The organism is Caulobacter soli (assembly GCF_011045195.1).
GTDB classification, from domain to species: Bacteria; Pseudomonadota; Alphaproteobacteria; order Caulobacterales; family Caulobacteraceae; genus Caulobacter; species Caulobacter soli.
Map to the genome: position 1 here is coordinate 479,515 of NZ_CP049199.1, position 16,670 is coordinate 496,184.

The 16,670-nt window shown below is 70.0% G+C and carries 12 protein-coding genes, 1 tRNA gene and 1 pseudogene; 6 read left to right on the forward strand and 8 right to left on the reverse strand.

Going from position 1 to position 16,670, the window contains the following annotated elements:
• Positions 1-33: 33 nt before the first annotated feature.
• The 3 genes from kdpB to G3M62_RS02270 are packed head-to-tail and all read right to left on the reverse strand — an operon-like array spanning position 34 to position 3,933.
• Positions 34-2,103 (reverse strand): potassium-transporting ATPase subunit KdpB, encoded by a 2,070-nt coding sequence (gene kdpB / locus G3M62_RS02260; protein ID WP_165184387.1) that lies wholly within the window; start codon positions 2,101-2,103, stop codon positions 34-36.
• Between the two features lie 11 nt (positions 2,104-2,114).
• Entirely contained in the window at positions 2,115-3,827 is a 1,713-nt protein-coding gene (kdpA, locus tag G3M62_RS02265; RefSeq protein ID WP_165184389.1) for a potassium-transporting ATPase subunit KdpA, read from the reverse strand.
• A gap of 13 nt (positions 3,828-3,840) precedes the next feature.
• Complete coding sequence (locus tag G3M62_RS02270; protein ID WP_165184390.1) at positions 3,841-3,933, reverse strand: potassium-transporting ATPase subunit F; 93 nt, start codon at positions 3,931-3,933, stop codon at positions 3,841-3,843.
• A gap of 406 nt (positions 3,934-4,339) precedes the next feature.
• Here G3M62_RS02270 and G3M62_RS02275 point away from each other — a divergent pair, with 406 nt between their 5' ends.
• The 4 genes from G3M62_RS02275 to G3M62_RS02290 all read left to right on the forward strand — a co-directional run bounded on the left by G3M62_RS02275 (position 4,340) and on the right by G3M62_RS02290 (position 10,263).
• Positions 4,340-7,618, forward strand: a complete 3,279-nt coding sequence (locus G3M62_RS02275; RefSeq protein ID WP_165184392.1) for an autotransporter outer membrane beta-barrel domain-containing protein — start codon at positions 4,340-4,342, stop codon at positions 7,616-7,618.
• A gap of 49 nt (positions 7,619-7,667) precedes the next feature.
• Positions 7,668-8,177: an invasion associated locus B family protein gene (locus G3M62_RS02280; protein WP_165184394.1), complete on the forward strand. Its 510-nt coding sequence runs from the start codon at positions 7,668-7,670 to the stop codon at positions 8,175-8,177.
• 77 nt (positions 8,178-8,254) lie between these two features.
• The gene (locus G3M62_RS02285) at positions 8,255-9,124 is read left to right on the forward strand and encodes a tetratricopeptide repeat protein (protein WP_165184396.1); all 870 of its coding nucleotides are present in this window, start codon (positions 8,255-8,257) and stop codon (positions 9,122-9,124) included.
• On the forward strand, positions 9,121-10,263 hold the full coding sequence (locus G3M62_RS02290) for a glycosyltransferase family 9 protein (protein ID WP_165184397.1): 1,143 nt from the start codon (positions 9,121-9,123) through the stop codon (positions 10,261-10,263). The genes G3M62_RS02285 and G3M62_RS02290 overlap by 4 nt, the downstream gene beginning before the upstream one ends.
• A 91-nt stretch (positions 10,264-10,354) precedes the next feature.
• On the opposite strand, the gene G3M62_RS02295 is transcribed toward G3M62_RS02290, so the two are convergent.
• The 5 genes from G3M62_RS02295 to G3M62_RS02315 all read right to left on the reverse strand — a co-directional run bounded on the left by G3M62_RS02295 (position 10,355) and on the right by G3M62_RS02315 (position 13,846).
• Positions 10,355-10,444: transfer RNA gene (locus tag G3M62_RS02295), tRNA-Ser, on the reverse strand.
• 139 nt (positions 10,445-10,583) lie between these two features.
• On the reverse strand, positions 10,584-11,006 hold the full coding sequence (locus G3M62_RS02300; RefSeq protein WP_165184399.1) for a PaaI family thioesterase: 423 nt from the start codon (positions 11,004-11,006) through the stop codon (positions 10,584-10,586).
• A 70-nt stretch (positions 11,007-11,076) separates the two neighbouring features.
• Positions 11,077-11,919, reverse strand: a complete 843-nt coding sequence (locus G3M62_RS02305; protein ID WP_165184401.1) for an MBL fold metallo-hydrolase — start codon at positions 11,917-11,919, stop codon at positions 11,077-11,079.
• Between the two features lie 108 nt (positions 11,920-12,027).
• Positions 12,028-12,753, reverse strand: a complete 726-nt coding sequence (locus tag G3M62_RS02310) for a hypothetical protein (protein WP_165184402.1) — start codon at positions 12,751-12,753, stop codon at positions 12,028-12,030.
• A gap of 94 nt (positions 12,754-12,847) precedes the next feature.
• A complete protein-coding gene (locus tag G3M62_RS02315; RefSeq protein ID WP_425483861.1) occupies positions 12,848-13,846 on the reverse strand; it encodes an RluA family pseudouridine synthase in 999 nt (332 codons plus the stop codon).
• 150 nt (positions 13,847-13,996) lie between these two features.
• Here G3M62_RS02315 and G3M62_RS02320 point away from each other — a divergent pair, with 150 nt between their 5' ends.
• Both G3M62_RS02320 and G3M62_RS02325 read left to right on the forward strand, forming a co-directional pair.
• Positions 13,997-16,516 carry a TonB-dependent receptor gene (locus G3M62_RS02320; protein ID WP_165184406.1) on the forward strand — a complete coding sequence of 840 codons (2,520 nt, stop codon included), beginning with the start codon at positions 13,997-13,999 and terminating at the stop codon, positions 16,514-16,516.
• 15 nt (positions 16,517-16,531) lie between these two features.
• Positions 16,532-16,670, forward strand: a pseudogene (locus tag G3M62_RS02325) (hypothetical protein); the annotation flags it as partial.

The following is a 16,670-nucleotide window of genomic DNA, read 5'->3' on the forward strand; positions in this document are numbered from 1 at the left end:
CGCCGACGCCGAACAGCAGGTCGCGCAGGATCATCACGCCCACCCCAGGCCGGAGACGATCATGTCGATCAGCTTGATGCCGATGAACGGGGCGACCAGGCCGCCCAGGCCGTAGATCATCAGGTTTCGCGACAGCAGCTTGCCGGCCCCGACAGCGCGGTACTTCACGCCCTTCAGCGCCAGGGGGATCAGGGCGACGATGACCAGGGCGTTGAAGATCACGGCCGACAGGATCGCGCTTTGCGGGCTGTGCAGCTTCATGACGTTCAGGGCGCCCAGGGCGGGCAGGGCGACCACGAACATGGCCGGGATGATGGCGAAGTACTTGGCCACGTCGTTGGCGATCGAGAAGGTCGTCAGGGCGCCGCGGGTGATCAGCATCTGCTTGCCGACCTCGACGATCTCGATGACCTTGGTCGGATCGCTGTCGAGATCGACCATGTTGCCGGCCTCGCGGGCGGCCTGGGCTCCGGTCTGCATGGCCACGCCGACGTCGGCCTGGGCGAGCGCGGGCGCGTCGTTGGCCCCGTCGCCGCACATGGCCACCAGCCGGCCCTTGCCTTGCTCCTCGCGGATCAGCCGCAGCTTGTCCTCGGGGGTGGCCTCGGCCAGGAAGTCGTCGACCCCGGCCTCGGAGGCGATGGCGGCGGCGGTCACCGGGTTGTCGCCGGTGATCATCACCGTGCGCAGGCCCATGCGGCGCAGGTCGGCGAAGCGTTCCTTGACGTTGGGCTTGACCACGTCCTTGAGGTGGATGACGCCGACCAGGACGCCGTCCTCGCTGACCGCCAGCGGCGTGCCGCCCGAGCGGGCGATGCGATCGACGGCGGCGGCCACCTCGGCCGGCACGGTCTTGGGATCGATGGCCAGCGCGCGATAGACCGCGTCCACCGCGCCCTTGCGCCAGGAACGCCCGTTGTGGTCCAGGCCCGACTGGCGGGTCTGGGCGGTGAACGGGATCGACACCGCACCGGCCGGCGTCTCGGCCGTCAGGCCCTGGTTACGGGCCAGTTCGATGATCGAGCGACCTTCGGGCGTCTCGTCGGCCAGCGAGGCCATCAGGGCCGCGCGCAGGGCCTGGTCGGGCCGCACGCCGGGGGCGGGGATCACCTCGACCGCCATGCGGTTGCCGAAGGTGATGGTGCCGGTCTTGTCCAGCAGCAGGGTGTCGACGTCGCCGGCGGCTTCCACCGCCCGGCCCGAGGTGGCCAGGACGTTGACCTTCAGCAGGCGGTCCATGCCGGCGATGCCGACGGCCGACAGCAGGCCGCCGATCGTCGTCGGAATGAGCGTGATGAACAGCGCGCCCAGCACCAGCGGATCCAGCGCCACGCCCGAGAACTTGCCCAGGCCCAGCAGGGTGACGACCGCGATCAGGAAGATCAGGGTCAGGCCCGCCAGCAGCACGGCCAGGGCGATCTCGTTGGGCGTCTTGCGACGGTCGGCGCCTTCGACCATGGCGATCATGCGGTCCAGGAACGTCGAGCCGGCCTCGGCCGTGACCCGCACCTTGATCCAGTCCGACACCACCGTGGTGCCGCCGGTGACGGCCGAACGGTCGCCGCCGCTTTCGCGGATCACCGGCGCGCTTTCGCCGGTGATCGCCGCCTCGTTGACGCTGGCCATGCCCTCGATGATCTCGCCATCGGTGGGGACCACGTCGCCGGCCTCGATCAGGATCACCTCGCCGAGGGTCAGCTTGTGGGCCGGGGTCGGGATCCAGGCGCCGTTCTCGGGATCGATGATCAGCTTGGCCTTGGTGGTCACCCGCGTGGCGCGCAGGCTGTCGGCGGCCGCCTTGCCCCGCCCTTCGGCGACGCTTTCGGCCAGGTTGGCGAACAGCACCGTGGCCCACAGCCACAGCGAGACCTGGATCGCGAAACCGGCGGCCTGGTGGTCGGCGATGGCGGCGACGGCCGAGACCGTCGACAGCAGGGCCACGACCCAGGTGGCGAAGATCACCGGATTGCCGGTCAGCTTGCGCGGATCCAGCTTGAGGAAGGCCTCGCGCAGGGCGCGGGCCAGCACCGGACCCGAGAGGCCGCCGGCCAGGGCGGCCGACTTGCGGCGGCCCTCGCCAGCATTGATGTCCAGAGAAGTCATGAGGTCACCCATCAGTGGAAGGCGGCGACCGCGGCGAGCGCTTGGAAATGCTCGACGATCGGTCCCAGCGCCATCGCGGGGAAGAATTGCAGGCCGCCCAGGATCAGGATCACCCCGATCAGGAGGCCGATGAACAGGCCGCCATCGGTCGGCAGGGTGCCGGCGCTGGGGGCGAGCTTGGGCTTGGCGGCCAGGGCGCCGGCGATGGCCAGGACGGCGATCATCGGGATGAAGCGGCCCAGCATCATCGCCACGCCCAGGGTGATGTTCCACCAGGGCGCGTTGGCCGTCAGTCCGCCGAAGGCCGAGCCGTTGTTGGCCGTGCCCGAGACGTAGGCGTAGAGGATCTCAGACAGGCCGTGCGGCCCCGCGTGCATCAGGCCCTTCAGCGCCTCGGGCAGGATCGCGGCGACAGCCGAGAAGCCCAGCATCGACAGCGGCACGATCAGCACGGCCAGCATGGACAGCTGGATCTCGCGCGCCTCGACCTTCTTGCCCAGATATTCGGGCGTGCGGCCGACCATCAGTCCGGCCACGAACACCGCCAGCAGGGCCATGACGACCATGATCGCGATGCCCGAGCCGATGCCGCCGGGCAGGATCTCGCCCAGTTGCATCAGGAACATCGCCATGGCGCCGCCCAGGGGCATCAGGCTGGAATGCATGCCGTTGACCGAGCCGTTCGAGGCCCCGGTGGTCATGGCGACCCAAGCGGCGGTCGAGGGGGCGCCGAAGCGGACCTCCTTGCCTTCCATGTTGACCGAGGTGTCGACATGGGCGGCGACCTGGGCCGGGGCCGGACGGGTCTCGGCGGCGTAGACGCCGGCCGCGCCGGCGGCCAGCAGCAGCGAGCCGGCGATGACCAGGGCGCGCACGTCCTTCCTGGCCAGGGCCGAGCGGCCGAAGGCGAAGAAGGCGGCCCAGCCCAGCACGTTGATCGACACGGCCGTGATCAGGTTGGTCAGCGGGGTGGGGTTCTCGAACGGGTGGGCGGAATTGACGTTGAAGATCCCGCCGCCGTTGATGCCCAGCTGCTTGACCGCCAGCTGGCTGGCGGTGGCGAACAGCGAGATCTTCTGCTCGCCGCCCTCCAGGGTGTGGGCGGTGACGCCGGCCGCCAGGGTCTGGGGCACGCCCAGGGCGACCAGGACGACCGCCACGACGAAGCACAGCGGCAGCAGCACGTAGAGCGTGGTGCGGACCAGGTCGGCCCAGAAGTTGCCGACGCCCTGGCCGCGATTGGCGATGAAGGCTCGGGCCAGAGCGGCGGCGATGGTCGCGCCGGTGGCGGCCGAGACGAAGTTCTGCACCGTCAGCACCAGCATCTGGCTGAGCGTCGACATGGTGGTCTCGCCGCCATAGCTCTGCCAGTTGGTGTTGGTCACGAAGCTGGTGGCGGTGTTGAAGGCCAGATGCGGCGACAGGCCGGCGAAGCCTTGCGGGTTCAGCGGCAGCACGCCCTGCAGCCGCAGCACGGCGTAGACGAACAGGAAGCCCACGGCGTTGAAGGCCAGCAGGGCGCCGGCGTAGCCGTACCAGGTCTGGCTCTTGGTCGGATCGACGCCGCAGGCGCCGTAGAAGACTTTCTCGATCGGCCGGAGCACGGGGTCGAGCCAGGTGCGCTCGCCGTTCCAGACGCGCGACATGAAGACGCCCAGCGGCCAGCCAATGCCGACCGCCAGGCCGAGGGTGAGGGCGATCTCCGCCCATCCTTGCCAGGTCATGAAAATAGGTCCGTCAGAACTTGTCGGGCCGCAGCATCGCCGCGACCATGTAACCGGCGACGGCGATCGCCCCGGCCGCCCAAAGCACGCTCACCAACATGGTCAAACGCGCCTCAGCCCCGCCGCGAACGCGGCGAAAACGACGAAGAGGCCAAGCCCCATCGCCACATAAATCAGGTCAGCCATACGCCGCCTCCATTCCTATGGCCGGTTGAAGACCACGGAGCGGCGTAAGGCCTCCATGCGGAAAGCGGGGCTGGATGTAAGGGCGATATAAGGACCGTCGCCGATCGACGTCGTGAGGCTCCGTCGGTGAAGAACCGTCTCACGGATCCGTGCCTACACGGGCTTTCGAACACGCCCGCCTTCACGTCGAAGGCTGTTGTTAAGGATCTTGTGGTTCCCATCGGGGCAGGCAATCGGCCCTTGGGGGGGCGCGCCTGTCCCTTGCCCTTCTCGGGAAACAGCCAAGCTCGGCGCCCTTTTGGCCGAGACGATAGGAACGCGCGCTCATGATGTCTCCCGCTCGCCTCTGCGGTTCGGCCGCCTTCCACCGGGTGCTCCTGGCGGGCACGTCCGTGATGGTGCTGACCGCGATGCAGCCGGCCATGGCGCAGACCACGACGATCAGCTCGGCGATCACCGCGACGCAGACGATCGCGTCGGGGACCAGTCTGTCGATCACCTCCACGGGCAGCATCGCGACGACGGCGTCCGACGGCGTCTCGATCCCCAGCAACGTGTCGATCGGGTCGATCTGGAACGACGGCGCGATCACCGTTCCTTCGGGGAACAACGGCATATATGGCCTGAACAACAACACGATCACGGGGATCACCAACACCGGGACGATCAGCGGCGGCGTCCGCGGCATCCGCTGGGATGGCGGGCGCGTGGGCACGATCAGCAACGGCGCCACGGGCCTCATTCAGGCGTCGAGCTACGCCCTGCTGCTGCGCGCCAATGTCGCCGTCACCTCGATCAGCAACGCCGGCACGATCAACAGCAACACCGGCTACGCCCTGTATCTCGAGACCGCCGGCTCGTCGGTCGACACGATCACCAACAGCGGCACGATCAGCGGCGGCAGCGGCCTCTACACGGCCGGCGGCACGGTTGGCACGCTCACCAACAGCGGCCTGATCCGCGGCACCGCGACTGGCGGCACCGACGCGGCCGTGTATTTCAACGCCTCGGTCGGCGCGGTCAACTTCACCAACACCGGCACGATCGTCGGCGCGATCCGCGATCAGCGCACCAGCGGTCTCACCATCACCGGCGGCTCGGGCTCCACGTTCGGCACGCTGATGGGGACGACCAGCTCGACCGCCTCGACCATCGTGTCGCAGGGCGGCGTGACCTTCGCCGGCAACACCTATCTCGCCGACAACGTCACGTCGCAGGCGGGAGCGGGCACGGTCACCAACACCGGCGTCCTGATGACGGGGCGCGCGACGCAAATCACCGGCGCCTACAGCCAGTCGGGGGCGGCGCAGCTGGTCGTGCTGGTGACCTCGGGCGCCGCCTACGGCGCCCTGACCGTGTCGAGCGGTGCGACGCTGACCAACGGAACCATCGTCATGCAGGCGGCCCCGTCCGGCACGCTCACGGCGGGCGACTACACGATCGTCAGCGGCAGCGTCACCGGCACCGACTATACCGGCGTCTCGGTCACCGCGACCGGCTTCACCGCGACCACCGCCACCACCATCGTCGGCTCCACCAACAGGCTGGTCGTCACCCTCGCCGCGGTGGTCACGCCGCCGCCCCCGCCGCCCCCGCCGCCCCCGCCGTCGCCGCCCCCGCCGCCCCCGGCGACGACCACCGTCGACACCAGCCAACCGTATTTCACCTTCGCCGACCCAGCCGGCAGCGGCCAGACCGTCACCTTCAACGGCGGCACGCTGCAGGTGGCGCAGAACACCACGACCGGGCAGGACCTGGTGGTGCTGGCGACCGGCGGCGTCATCGACACCAGCCGGAACCAACTGGTCCTGAGCGGCAACGTCACCAACGCCGGCACGCTGCAGATCATCGGCGGCGGCGAGGTGGTCTCGACCGGCACCATCACCGGCGGCACGACCACGGTGACCAACACCCAGCTTCGCCTCAACGGCACGCTCAACGGCGCCCTGCAGATCGGGTCGAACGCCACCCTGCGCGGCGTCGGCACGGTCAACGGCCTGGCCACGATCGCCGGCAGGCTGGCGCCCGGCAATTCGCCGGGGACCTTGACCTTCACCAAGCCGGTCACCCTCACCGACACCGCCGTCCTGTCCATCGACATCGACGGCAAGGGAACGGGGGCCGGCGCGGGCAACTACTCGCGCGTCATCGTCAGCGGCGCGCCGATCACGGTGGCCGGCGCGCTGCGGCCGGTCCTGCGCGGCATCACCGGCGCCGCCAGCAACAGCTTCACGCCGGCGCTGGGCGATCGGTTCAACATCATCCACGCCGACGGCGGGGTGACGGGCGCCTTCTCGACCCTGGACCAGCCCGCCAGCGGCATGGCGGCCGGCACGCGGTTCGACGTGCTCTATCGCTCCAGCGACCTGGACCTGGTCGTGACGCCCGCGGCCTATGGCGACCTGGCGGCGCTTGGCCTTGGGCAGACGTCCAACCAGCGCGCCGCCGGCCGAGCGCTCGACGCCCGACGCCCGGCGGCGGCTGAGATCGTCCAGGCCGGATCGGTGTTCGGCGCCCTCTATGGCCTGTCGCCCCAACAGATCGGTCCGGCCCTGGACCAGGTGGCCGGCGCGGTGCACGGCGAGTCCCTGTTGGCCGGCATGGCGGTGCAACGCCATTTCTCGGCCATTCTCGACGACCGACTCTCGACCCTTCGCAATGGCCAGGTCGGTGATCTGCAGCAGGCCAGCCGGGCGGGCCTGGGCGGGGTGCAGTATGCGTCGAACGGCGAGCGCCTGCCCGCGTCGTCGGCCTTGGCGGCCCAGGATCGACCGGTCTCCGGCGTTCGCGCCTGGGGCCAGGTCTTTGGCCTCATCGGCGAACAGGACAGCGACGGCAACGCCTCGGAGGCCCACAACCGCGTCGGCGGCGCCGTGGCCGGCTCCGACGTGACGCTGGAGGACGGGACGGTGCTGGGCGCGGCCCTGGGCTTTGGCCACAGCGAACTGCGCACCAAGGCCGCGTCCCAGGCCGAGCTCGATGTCGTGAACCTGTCGCTCTACGCCTCGGCCAGTTTCGGTTCGGCCTTCGTCGACGGCCAGGCCAACGGCGGCTGGACGCAGACGCAGTCGCGTCGCCGGATCGAATTCGGCGGTCTCGACCGCACGGCCACCGACACTTCCGACGGCTGGAACGGCGGCGCCGCGATCCGCGCGGGCTTCGTGCAGCAGGCGGCCGCCTACAGCGTCGAGCCGTCGATCGGCCTGCGCTACGACCACATCGATCGTGACGCCGTGGGTGAAGCCGGCGGCGGCGACCTGGCCCTGCGGGCGAGCGCCACCGACATTGACGCGCTGCGCTCGACGGCGATGGTTCGCATCCAGCGGGAGATGACGGTCGGGACGGCCACCGTCGCGCCGCGCCTGCGGCTGGGCTGGGCCCATGAGCTGGGCGACCGTTATGCGGTCAGCACCAACAGCTTCCAGAGCGGCGGCGCGGCGTTCCTGGTGCAGAGCAACCGCCTGGACCGTGATCGCCTGCTGGCCGGCTTCGACGTCTCGGCGACGGTGTCGGACAAAGTGCGCTTCTACGTCGATTACGGCTTGGAACTGGGCGAGAACAGCAGCAGCAACGCCCTGACGGCCGGCCTACGCTACACTTGGTAGGACGCCGTCCCGCCAACCCGTGCTTGAAAGGCTTGTGATGCTCGCATCCATGGCGAAAGCAATCCTGCAGCCAATCCTGTTGGCCGCGATGCTTGTCCTTGCCGGCAGTGGCCCAGCCCTCGCGGCGCCGGACAAGCCAGACGGCGCCGCCGGGCCGCTGTGGAGCAAGCAATGCACCCGCGACGACGCGGGGCGCGAGATCTGCTACGTCGAGCAATACGCCGTCGCCATGCCGGGGAACACGGTGCTGCTGAACGTCAGCATGGCGTTCACGGGGCAGGGCGGCCGGGCGCGGCTCGTCATCACGGCGCCGCTCGGCGTCCAGCTGATCCCGGGACTGGTCATGACGATCGACGCGGGAAAGCCCGTCACCCTGCCGTTCGAGAGCTGCCATGCCGGCGGCTGCCGCATGATCGTGGAGCTCGACGAGCAGAGCCTCGACCAGATCCGGCGCGGCGCCGGCATGACGGTGCGGTTCGTCAACGCCGACGGCAAGGCGCTCGACATCCCGGTTCCGCTGAAGGGGCTGGCGGCCGCCCTGAAGCAACTGCAGTCGTAGGACGGCGCATGGCCCGCAAGCCGCCGAAGCTGGCCCTCGGTTCCCAACCCAAGCCGGAGCAGCCCGAGGTCGTCCCCGTGGAGACCGCCATCGACCTGGCTTACCGTCATTGGGAAGCCGGCCAGGCCCAGCAGGCGGAGATGCTGTGCCGGCGGGTGCTGGAGGTCTGGCCGGGCCAGGCCGACGTCCTTCACCTGCTGGGCTTGATGGCCCATGCCTACGGCCAGCATGACGCGGCGGTCGACTATCTGAAGCAGGCCTGCGCCGCGCCCGGCGCGCCGGCGGCCTATTTCAATAATCTCGGCGAGATCTGCCGCCAGCTGAACCGCCTGGCGGAGGCGGAGCAGGCCGCCCGTCGGGCCACGGCGCTCGACGAGACCGCCCCCGCCGTCTGGAACAATCTCGGCATCATCCTGCAGGAAGCCGGAAACCTCGAGGAAAGCGCGCAATGCCTGCGGCGCGCGCTGGCCCTGGCGCCTGATTTCGCCGAGGGGCACAACAATCTCGGCAACACCCTGCGCCTGCTGACCCGGCTGGAGGACGCCGCCGACAGCTACCGGCAGGCGATCCGCCTCAATCCTCTCTATACCGACGCGCTCGGCAATCTCGGCCGCCTGACGGGCGAGCAGGGGCAGCCCGACGAGGGGCTGGTCCTGCTGCGCCGCGCGATCGAGATCGACCCCCACATGGGGGACGCCTACGCCTATGCCGCGATGCTGGAAGGCGACCGCCAGCGCTGGCCGCAGGCCCTGGGCTGGCTGGAGGCGCTGCGCGACTTCGCCCCCAATCACCCCAGGCTGCCGCTCGGGCTTTCCAGGGTCCTGCGCGAGCTCGGCCGGCTCGACGAAGCGCTGGCGATGGCCGACGCCGTCCTCGCCGCGGTCCCGGGCCATGCGGCCGCTCTGGAGGCCCGCGAACTGGCCCTGCGGGCGCGAGCGGCCCGGTGACGGCCGAGGCCGAGGTGCAGGCCCTGCTGGCGGTGGGACAGCCCGAACAGGCCGAGGCCCGCGCCCGGCACGCGATCGCCTCGGGCGGCGGCGCCGCCTGTTGGCAGGGGCTGGCCGTGGCGCTGCGTCTCCAGGGGCGTATCGAGGAGGCTCTGAAGGTCTACGACCAGTTGGTCGACACCCTGCCCGGCAATCTCACCTTCCGCTTCGAGCGGGGCGAACTGCTGCTGCTGCTGGGCGACTTCGAGCGCGGCTGGCGGGACTACCATTACCGCTATGGCATGCCGCATACGGTCCAGCTGGAGCGACGGGTCCAGCGGCCGCGCTGGGACGGGCGGCCGATGCCGGGCCGGACCCTGCTGATCCATGACGAACAGGGCTTTGGCGACACCTTCCAGTTCATGCGCATGGTCGCCTGGGCGAAGGACCGTAGCCAGGCCCGCATCGTGCTGCAGATCAACGCCGACCAGGCCGCCTTCGCCCGGCGCCTCGCCGGGGTGGACGAGATCGTGTTGCGCGAGGCGCTGCCGCCGCCCTTCGACAGCCATTGCGAGATGATGAGCCTGCCGATGGTCATGGGCCTGCAGCTGGCCGACCTGCCGGGCGCCATCCCCTATCTCCGCGCGGACGCCGGTCGGCTGAAGCGATGGCGCAAGCGGTTGGCCGGGCTGCCCCGGCCGCTGGTCGGCCTGGTCTGGGCCGGGCGGCCGACCCACCTCAACGACGCCAACCGGTCGCTCGCCCTCTCGGCGCTGGCGCCCCTGGCCATGCCGGGCGTCACCTTCCTCGCCCTGCAGAAGGGACCGGCGGAGGCGCAGGCGGCCGCGCCGCCGTCCGGCATGCGGATCGAGCGCCTCGGCGACGAGATCGCCGATTTCGAGGACACCGCGGCCATACTGAGCCTGGCCGACCTGCTGATCTCGGTCGACAGCGCGCCGGTGCATCTGGCCGGCGCCCTGGGACGTCCGGCCTGGGTCATGCTGCCCCGCGTACCCGACTGGCGCTGGCTGCTGGGCCGCGACGACTCGCCCTGGTATCCGAGCTTGCGCCTGTTCCGCCAGCCGGCGCGCGGCGACTGGGCTTCGGTCACGACCAAGGTCGCCGCCGCGCTCGAGGGCATGGCCCGACCGCCGCGCTGATCGCCGGCGCGCCGCGCACGCAAAGCCTTTGTGGGCAACGGGACTTCGCGACGGCTAAGGCCGTCCGCGAACATCTATGACCAGGGGGTGGTGGCGGAGAGGGTGGGATTCGAACCCACGGTGCCCTTCCAGGCACGCCGCATTTCGAGTGCGGTACATTCGACCACTCTGCCACCTCTCCAGGGGGTCTTCAGGGGCCGCCCGGAGGCGTGCCTTGAGTGAGGGCGGGATACCTAGCGGCGCCGCCCGAAGAGTGCAAGAGCCTGTGACAAGCTTTTATGTCGCGGCGCGCGGTTTCCCGTCCCCGGGCGACGCCGGAGCTAGGCCTTGGGGTAGAGAACCATCTGGGTGCAGCGGAAAAGCGCGATGGTCTTGCCGGTGGCTTCGGCGGTGACCAGCGCGTCCCAGACCTGGGTGTTGCGGCCGCCGTGGACCAGGGTCGCCTCGCAGGCCACGCCGCCGCCCTCGCGCACCGTGCCCAGGAAGTTGGATTTCAGCTCGATGGTGGTGAAGCCGCTGGCGCCCTCGGGCAGCGAGACGACGCAGCCATAGCCGCAGGCGCTGTCGGCCAGGGCGATGACGCTGGCGGCGTGCAGGAAGCCGTTGGGAGCCATGTGGTGCTTGGCCACGGTCATGCGGCCGGTCACGCGGCCATGGACGGCCTGCGTCCATTCCAGGCCCAGCAGGCCCGGCAGGTTGTCGGCCTGGGCGGCGGTCAGTTCGGCGCTCTTGTCTTCGGCCATGACGATGTCTCCCAGCTTCTTCGCGTGCGAAACATCTACGCGCCGGGATGGGGCGAGGGCAAGTGAGTTTTTAAATAGAACTGATGTCGACGGGCGCGAAGCGCTTGCCGTCTTCCCCCTCGGGCGGCAGGCGGAAGGCGCGGACGCCCACCTGCAGGGCCGGGGCGGCCAGCGAGTCCGGCGCGGACGGGGCGCCGGCGCGGCGGGCGACGAAGGCCTGCGCCGAGACGGCGTCGCCGGCGTCGATGTTGCGGGCCTTCTGTTCGGCCACCGTGGCGCTCCAGGCGTCGATGACGTCGCCCGTCCAGCCGGTCAGGAGGCGGGTTTCGGGCGGCAGGCCCAGCAGTTGGCGGGCGGCGGCGTGCTGGCCGGCGGCGTCGGCGCCAGGCGCGGCGCTGTCGTCCAGGCCCTGGTCCGGCGGCAGGATGGCCGAACCGGCGAAGACCACGTCGCCGATCTGATAGGCGGTGGCGCCGGGCAGGCGGCCGGGCAGGGCGATGGCGGTGATCTCGATCCCGCCCATCGGCAAGGCCTCGCCGTCCTGGGCCAGCTTGTCGAAGTCCCAGCCCTCGAGGTCGACGCCGTCGCTGCCCAGCACGGGAACCAGGCGCTTGAGGCTTTCGAGCACGGGGGCGCCGATGCAGATCGAGGCGCCGGTCTCGTATTTCAGGTGGCCGGCCGCCGACAGGTGGTCGGTGTGCAGGCCGGTTTCCAGGATCCAGGTCGGGCCTAGATCCTTGGCGCGCACCTCGGCGATGATCGCGTCGATGAAGCGGGTGCCGACGGCCTGGGTCAGCGGGTCGTAGTCGAGCACGGGGTCGACGAACGCGCAAAGCAAGGTGGCCGGATCGGCGATCAGATAGGTCACCCGCCCGGTGGCGGGGTGATGGAAAGCGGTAATTTCCGGCTGCATAGATCGGTCCGATGACGCCTCGACGGGGGCACCTTGACCGCAAGCTCTTAAGTATCGGCGAACAAGACCAGCGTGATCGCCCGCGAGGCGATTCGTCTCAGGGGAGTCTTACGGGCGTTCCGTGGCCGCCGCGCAGCTCTTGTCGCCGCGCATTTGCGTCACCCAGACCGGTTCGACATAGCGCTCGCCGTCGCGGAAGCCGGGCGCGCAGCCTTCCGGCGTATCGGACCTGGAGCGCCCGCTACCGCCGCCGCGCATGTCCAGCGACAGGGCCAGGGATTGGGACGTGCCGCCGCGGCCGTAGCCGTATCCGCCGCCGTAACCCCCGTAGCCGCCGTATCCGCCGCCATAGCCGCCGTAACCGTAGCCGCCGCCATGCTTGCCGAAGTCGGTCTGGCTGACGGCGACCCCCAGGGTGCCGGTTTCGCCGATCGGGATCAGGGACGAGACATAGCCGCTGCGATAGCCGCCGGTGCCGACGCTGACGCCCATCTCGCCGTGGACCTGGCGCTTGCCGTCCTTGTCCAGGGGGAAGCCGTTGACGTCGAGGTCCGCGCGCGGCGCGTAGTTGATCGGATCGCCTCCGACCGGCGGCGCGTCGGCCATCCAGGCCGAAAGCGGGTCGACGGCGGCGGGCTTGGCGCGTTCGGCCTCGGCGCGGGCCTGGGCGTCGGCCTTGGCCTGGGCCAGCTCGGCCTCGGTCGGCGGCCGGGTGGCGCGCGCCGCGGCGGTGGTCACGACCTCGTCGTCGGACGAACGGGCGAACGCCGCGCCGGGGAGGGCCAGCGGCAGGACCAGAAGAGCGGCGGCGAGGGCGATGCGGGACGCGAACATGGAAGAAACCTCCGACCCCGCCACATTGGGCCCGGTCTGTAACCGAATTAGGGCCTGAATGTATCTGGGGTGCAAGGCGAAGCTGGGGATGCGCCTACAGCGCTTCAAGGGCCGCTTCCAGCGCCGCCATGTCGGGCGGCAGGGGCGTTTCGAACCGCAGGGTCTCGCCGGTGATCGGGTGGACGAAGCCCAGCACGGCCGCGTGCAGGGCCTGGCGCGAAAAGCCGATCTCGGTCAGCGCCGCCTTGACCGGCGCGGCCGGCGCGCCGGCCCCGTAGACCGGGTCGCCCAGGCAGGGGCTGCCCTTGCTGGCCATGTGCACGCGGATCTGGTGGGTGCGGCCGGTTTCCAGGCGGCAGGCCACCCGCGCGGCCAGGGGCTTGTCGCCGCCGAAGGTCTTCTCGACGCGATAGTGGGTGGTCGCCTCGCGGCCGCCGGACTTCAACACCGCCATCTTCTTGCGGTCGCCGGGCGAGCGGCCGATCTGGGTGATGATCGTGCCCACCGCCGGCTGCGGCGCGCCGCGCGTCAGGGCGATGTACATGCGGTCGATATCGTGTTTGGCGAACAGGGCCGACAGGCCCTGGTGGGCCGCGTCGGTCTTGGCCGCCACCATCACGCCCGAGGTTTCCTTGTCCAGGCGATGGACGATGCCGGGACGGGCCACGCCGCCGATACCCGACAGGCTGGCCCCGCAATGGAACAGCAGGGCGTTGACCAGGGTGCCGCTGTCGCAGCCCGGGGCGGGGTGGGCGGCCATGCCCGGCGGCTTGTCGATCACGATCAGCCAGGCGTCCTCGTAGAGCACGCTGAGCGGAATGTTCTCCGGCTCGGGCTCGGCGGCGACCGGCGGCGGCACCCGCACCTCATAGACTCCGGCCGGCGCCTTGGTCTTGCCGTCGGCCATCGGGCGCGGTTCGCGGCCCTCGACGACCAGCGACACCTGGCCGGCGGCGATCAGCGCCTGCAGGCGGGCTCGCGACAGGTCCGGCGCGGCCGTAGCCAAGGCCTTGTCCAGCCGCTGGCCGGCCAGGTCCGCGCCCAGTTCGATCCGCACGACCTCGCCGCCGGCGCCCGGATCTTGGGCGTCCAGGTCCTCGATCTCGTCATCGACGAGCAGGGCGGTCGGGTCGGGCGGCTGGATCAAGGGCGTTTCACGGCTCCGTCATGGGGATGTCGTACCGGGGACATCGCCCACGCCTAACGGCTCAGGTTCAAGCCTTGCGTACGAAGGGGATAGTCGATGCGCGCGATCCGCACCACCTTGCTCATGACGGCCGTCAGCGCCTTCGCGCTCAGCGCCGGTGTCGCCCATGCGGCCGAGCCGGACGCCGCCGCGCCCGATCAGATCGAGGAACTGCTCGTCACCGCCCAGAAGCGCGAACAGAAGACCCTCGACGTGCCGATCGCCCTGACCGCCTATTCGGGCGGCATGCTCGACAAGCTGGGCGTCCAGGAATTCGACCGGCTGTCCAGCTTCGTGCCTGGCTTCCAGGTCCAGAACCAGTCGCCCAACAACCCCGGCTTCGTCATGCGCGGCATCACGTCGGACAGCGGCGAGGCCACGGTCGAACCGCGCGTCTCGGTGTTCCAGGACGGCGTGTCGATCTCCAAGTCGCGCGGCTCCTACATCGAGCTGTTCGACATCCAGCGCATCGAAGTGGCCAAGGGCCCGCAATCGACCCTGTTCGGCCGGGGCGCGCTGATCGGCGCGGTCAACGTCATCCAGAACAAGGCCGATCCGAAGGCGCTGGACTGGCGCGTGGGCGCGGAGCTGGGCGACCATGGCTACGGCCTGTTCGAGGGCATGGCCAACGTGCCGCTGAGCGACACCTTCGCCGTCCGCTTCTCGGGCCGCTACAAGGAGCGCGACGGCGCGGTCGAGAACCTGCTGGGCGGTCGGAACCTGGGTTCGACCGACACCGGCGCGGCCCGCCTGTCGTTCCGCTGGACCCCGACCGACAAGCTCGACGCCAACCTGATCCTCAACTACGAGGCCGATCATCCGACCGGCACCTCGTTCAAGTCCAACAGCTTCAACCCCACCGACCCGACCACCGGCCAGGTCCTGGGCGATCGCGATCCCAACAGCGGCGCGGCCCTGCAGGCCGGCCCGGGCTTCAACGGCGGCGCCCAGCTGGGCCTCAAGCGCTTCGTCCAGGGCGCCACGGCCCTGGTGGACTACAAGTTCAACGACGCCCTGAAGCTGTCGTCGATCACCTCGGCCCGTCACTTCCAAAGCAACGAGACGTTCGATCCGGACGGCTTCTCGCTGCCGATGCTGACCTTCGCCGAGGACGCGCGCAGCACGCAGTACAGCCAGGAATTCCGTCTGAACTGGGACAATGGCGGCCGCTTCAGCGGCTTCGGCGGCGTCAGCTACTTCAACGAGGACGCCCAGACGGCCGTGCCTTCGCAGATCGACGAGCGCTACGCCCTGGGCCTGATCACCGGCGCGATGACCAAGCCCAACCCCCAGCCGGCCGCCGTGCTGACCAGCGCGGCGATGCTGCAGGCCGAGGTGGCGGGCCTGATGGGGCTCAAGGCCGGCAACCCGCTGCTGGCCTATGTCCCGGGCATCGCCAACAACCTGCATGTCCATCGCGAGAGCTACACCAACTACGGCAAGACCGAGTCGTTCGACGTCTATGGCGACGGCACCTGGCGCATCAGCGACCAGTTCGAGCTGTCGGCCGGCCTGCGCTACACCCACGACGACAAGTCCAGCGGCTACGCCTCCAGCGTCCAGGACCGCTCACTGCTGGGCGCGCTGATCGCCCTGCCGTCGGTGCTGCCGACGCTTTCGCCCACCCAGCAAGTCCAGTTCATCCAGGCGCTCGCGGCGCCCGGCGCGGCCGGCATCCCGACCTCGGCCGCCTATCCGATCCCGATGTTCGGCATCGTCTCGCAGCCGACCCGCAACAACGGCGACATCTTCTCCAAGGACTTCTCCGACGAGGGCCTGACCTGGCGCCTGGTGGGCCGTTACAAGCCGAACGCCGACACCAGCGTCTACGCCTCCTACGCGCGCGGCCGCCGTCCCGAGGTGATGTCGACCGGTCAGCCGGCGGCGCCGGGCGGCGCGGCCAAGTTCACGCCGGTCGACGCCGAAACGGTCGACTCCTACGAGGTCGGCGCCAAGACCCGCACCCTGGGCGGTCGCCTGGGCCTGGAAGGCGCGGTCTACGCCTACAACTACGACAACTTCCAGACCACGATCCTGGTCAACACCAAGCCGACCACCACCAACGCCGGCAAGGCCAAGGCCTATGGCTTCGAAGGCCAGGCGACCTGGCAGGCGGCCTCGTTCGCCGAGCTGTTCGCCACCTACGCCTACAGCCACGGCCGCTTCGACACCGGCCTCTACGACGGCAACCGCTTCCGCCTCTCGCCGGACAACAAGGCCTCGTTCGGCGCGACCTTCTCGGCCGAGGCCCTGAACGGCCGGTTCAGCTTCACGCCGCTCTACACCTGGCAATCGAAGGTGTTCTTCTCGGACGACAACGACATCGCCGCCCTGCAGGTCAGCAACCTGCTGCCCGATACGGCGGTCGACGAGTTCCAGAAGAGCTACGGCCTAGTGGATCTGCGCCTGGAATACCAGCCGTCGTTCGCCAACTGGAAGGTCGGGGCCTTCGTCACCAACGCCACCGACAAGAAGTACATCAAGGACGCCGGCAACACCGGCGACGCCTTCGGCATCCCGACCTTCATCGCCGGCAACCCGCGCTATTACGGCGTGACGTTCTCGCTGCGGCGGTAGGTCAGCGGGCTTTCGCTCCTCCCCCGTGCAACGGGGGAGGGGAACCGCGTAGCGGTGGAGGGGGCGTCCCCCACTGCAGTGCGGTGGCCGGACGCCCCCTCCGTCACGATGCGTATTCGCATCGCGCCACCTCCCCCGCGATGCGGGTGAGGAG

Bases quoted from the DNA above. Each gene is read 5' to 3' on its own strand.
- kdpB (WP_165184387.1), bottom strand. From the start codon at position 2,103: ATGACTTCTCTGGACATCAATGCTGGCGAGGGCCGCCGCAAGTCGGCC.
- kdpA (WP_165184389.1), bottom strand. From the start codon at position 3,827: ATGACCTGGCAAGGATGGGCGGAGATCGCCCTCACCCTCGGCCTGGCG.
- G3M62_RS02275 (WP_165184392.1), top strand. From the start codon at position 4,340: ATGATGTCTCCCGCTCGCCTCTGCGGTTCGGCCGCCTTCCACCGGGTG.
- G3M62_RS02280 (WP_165184394.1), top strand. From the start codon at position 7,668: ATGGCGAAAGCAATCCTGCAGCCAATCCTGTTGGCCGCGATGCTTGTC.
- G3M62_RS02300 (WP_165184399.1), bottom strand. From the start codon at position 11,006: ATGGCCGAAGACAAGAGCGCCGAACTGACCGCCGCCCAGGCCGACAAC.
- G3M62_RS02305 (WP_165184401.1), bottom strand. From the start codon at position 11,919: ATGCAGCCGGAAATTACCGCTTTCCATCACCCCGCCACCGGGCGGGTG.
- G3M62_RS02310 (WP_165184402.1), bottom strand. From the start codon at position 12,753: ATGTTCGCGTCCCGCATCGCCCTCGCCGCCGCTCTTCTGGTCCTGCCG.
- G3M62_RS02320 (WP_165184406.1), top strand. From the start codon at position 13,997: ATGCGCGCGATCCGCACCACCTTGCTCATGACGGCCGTCAGCGCCTTC.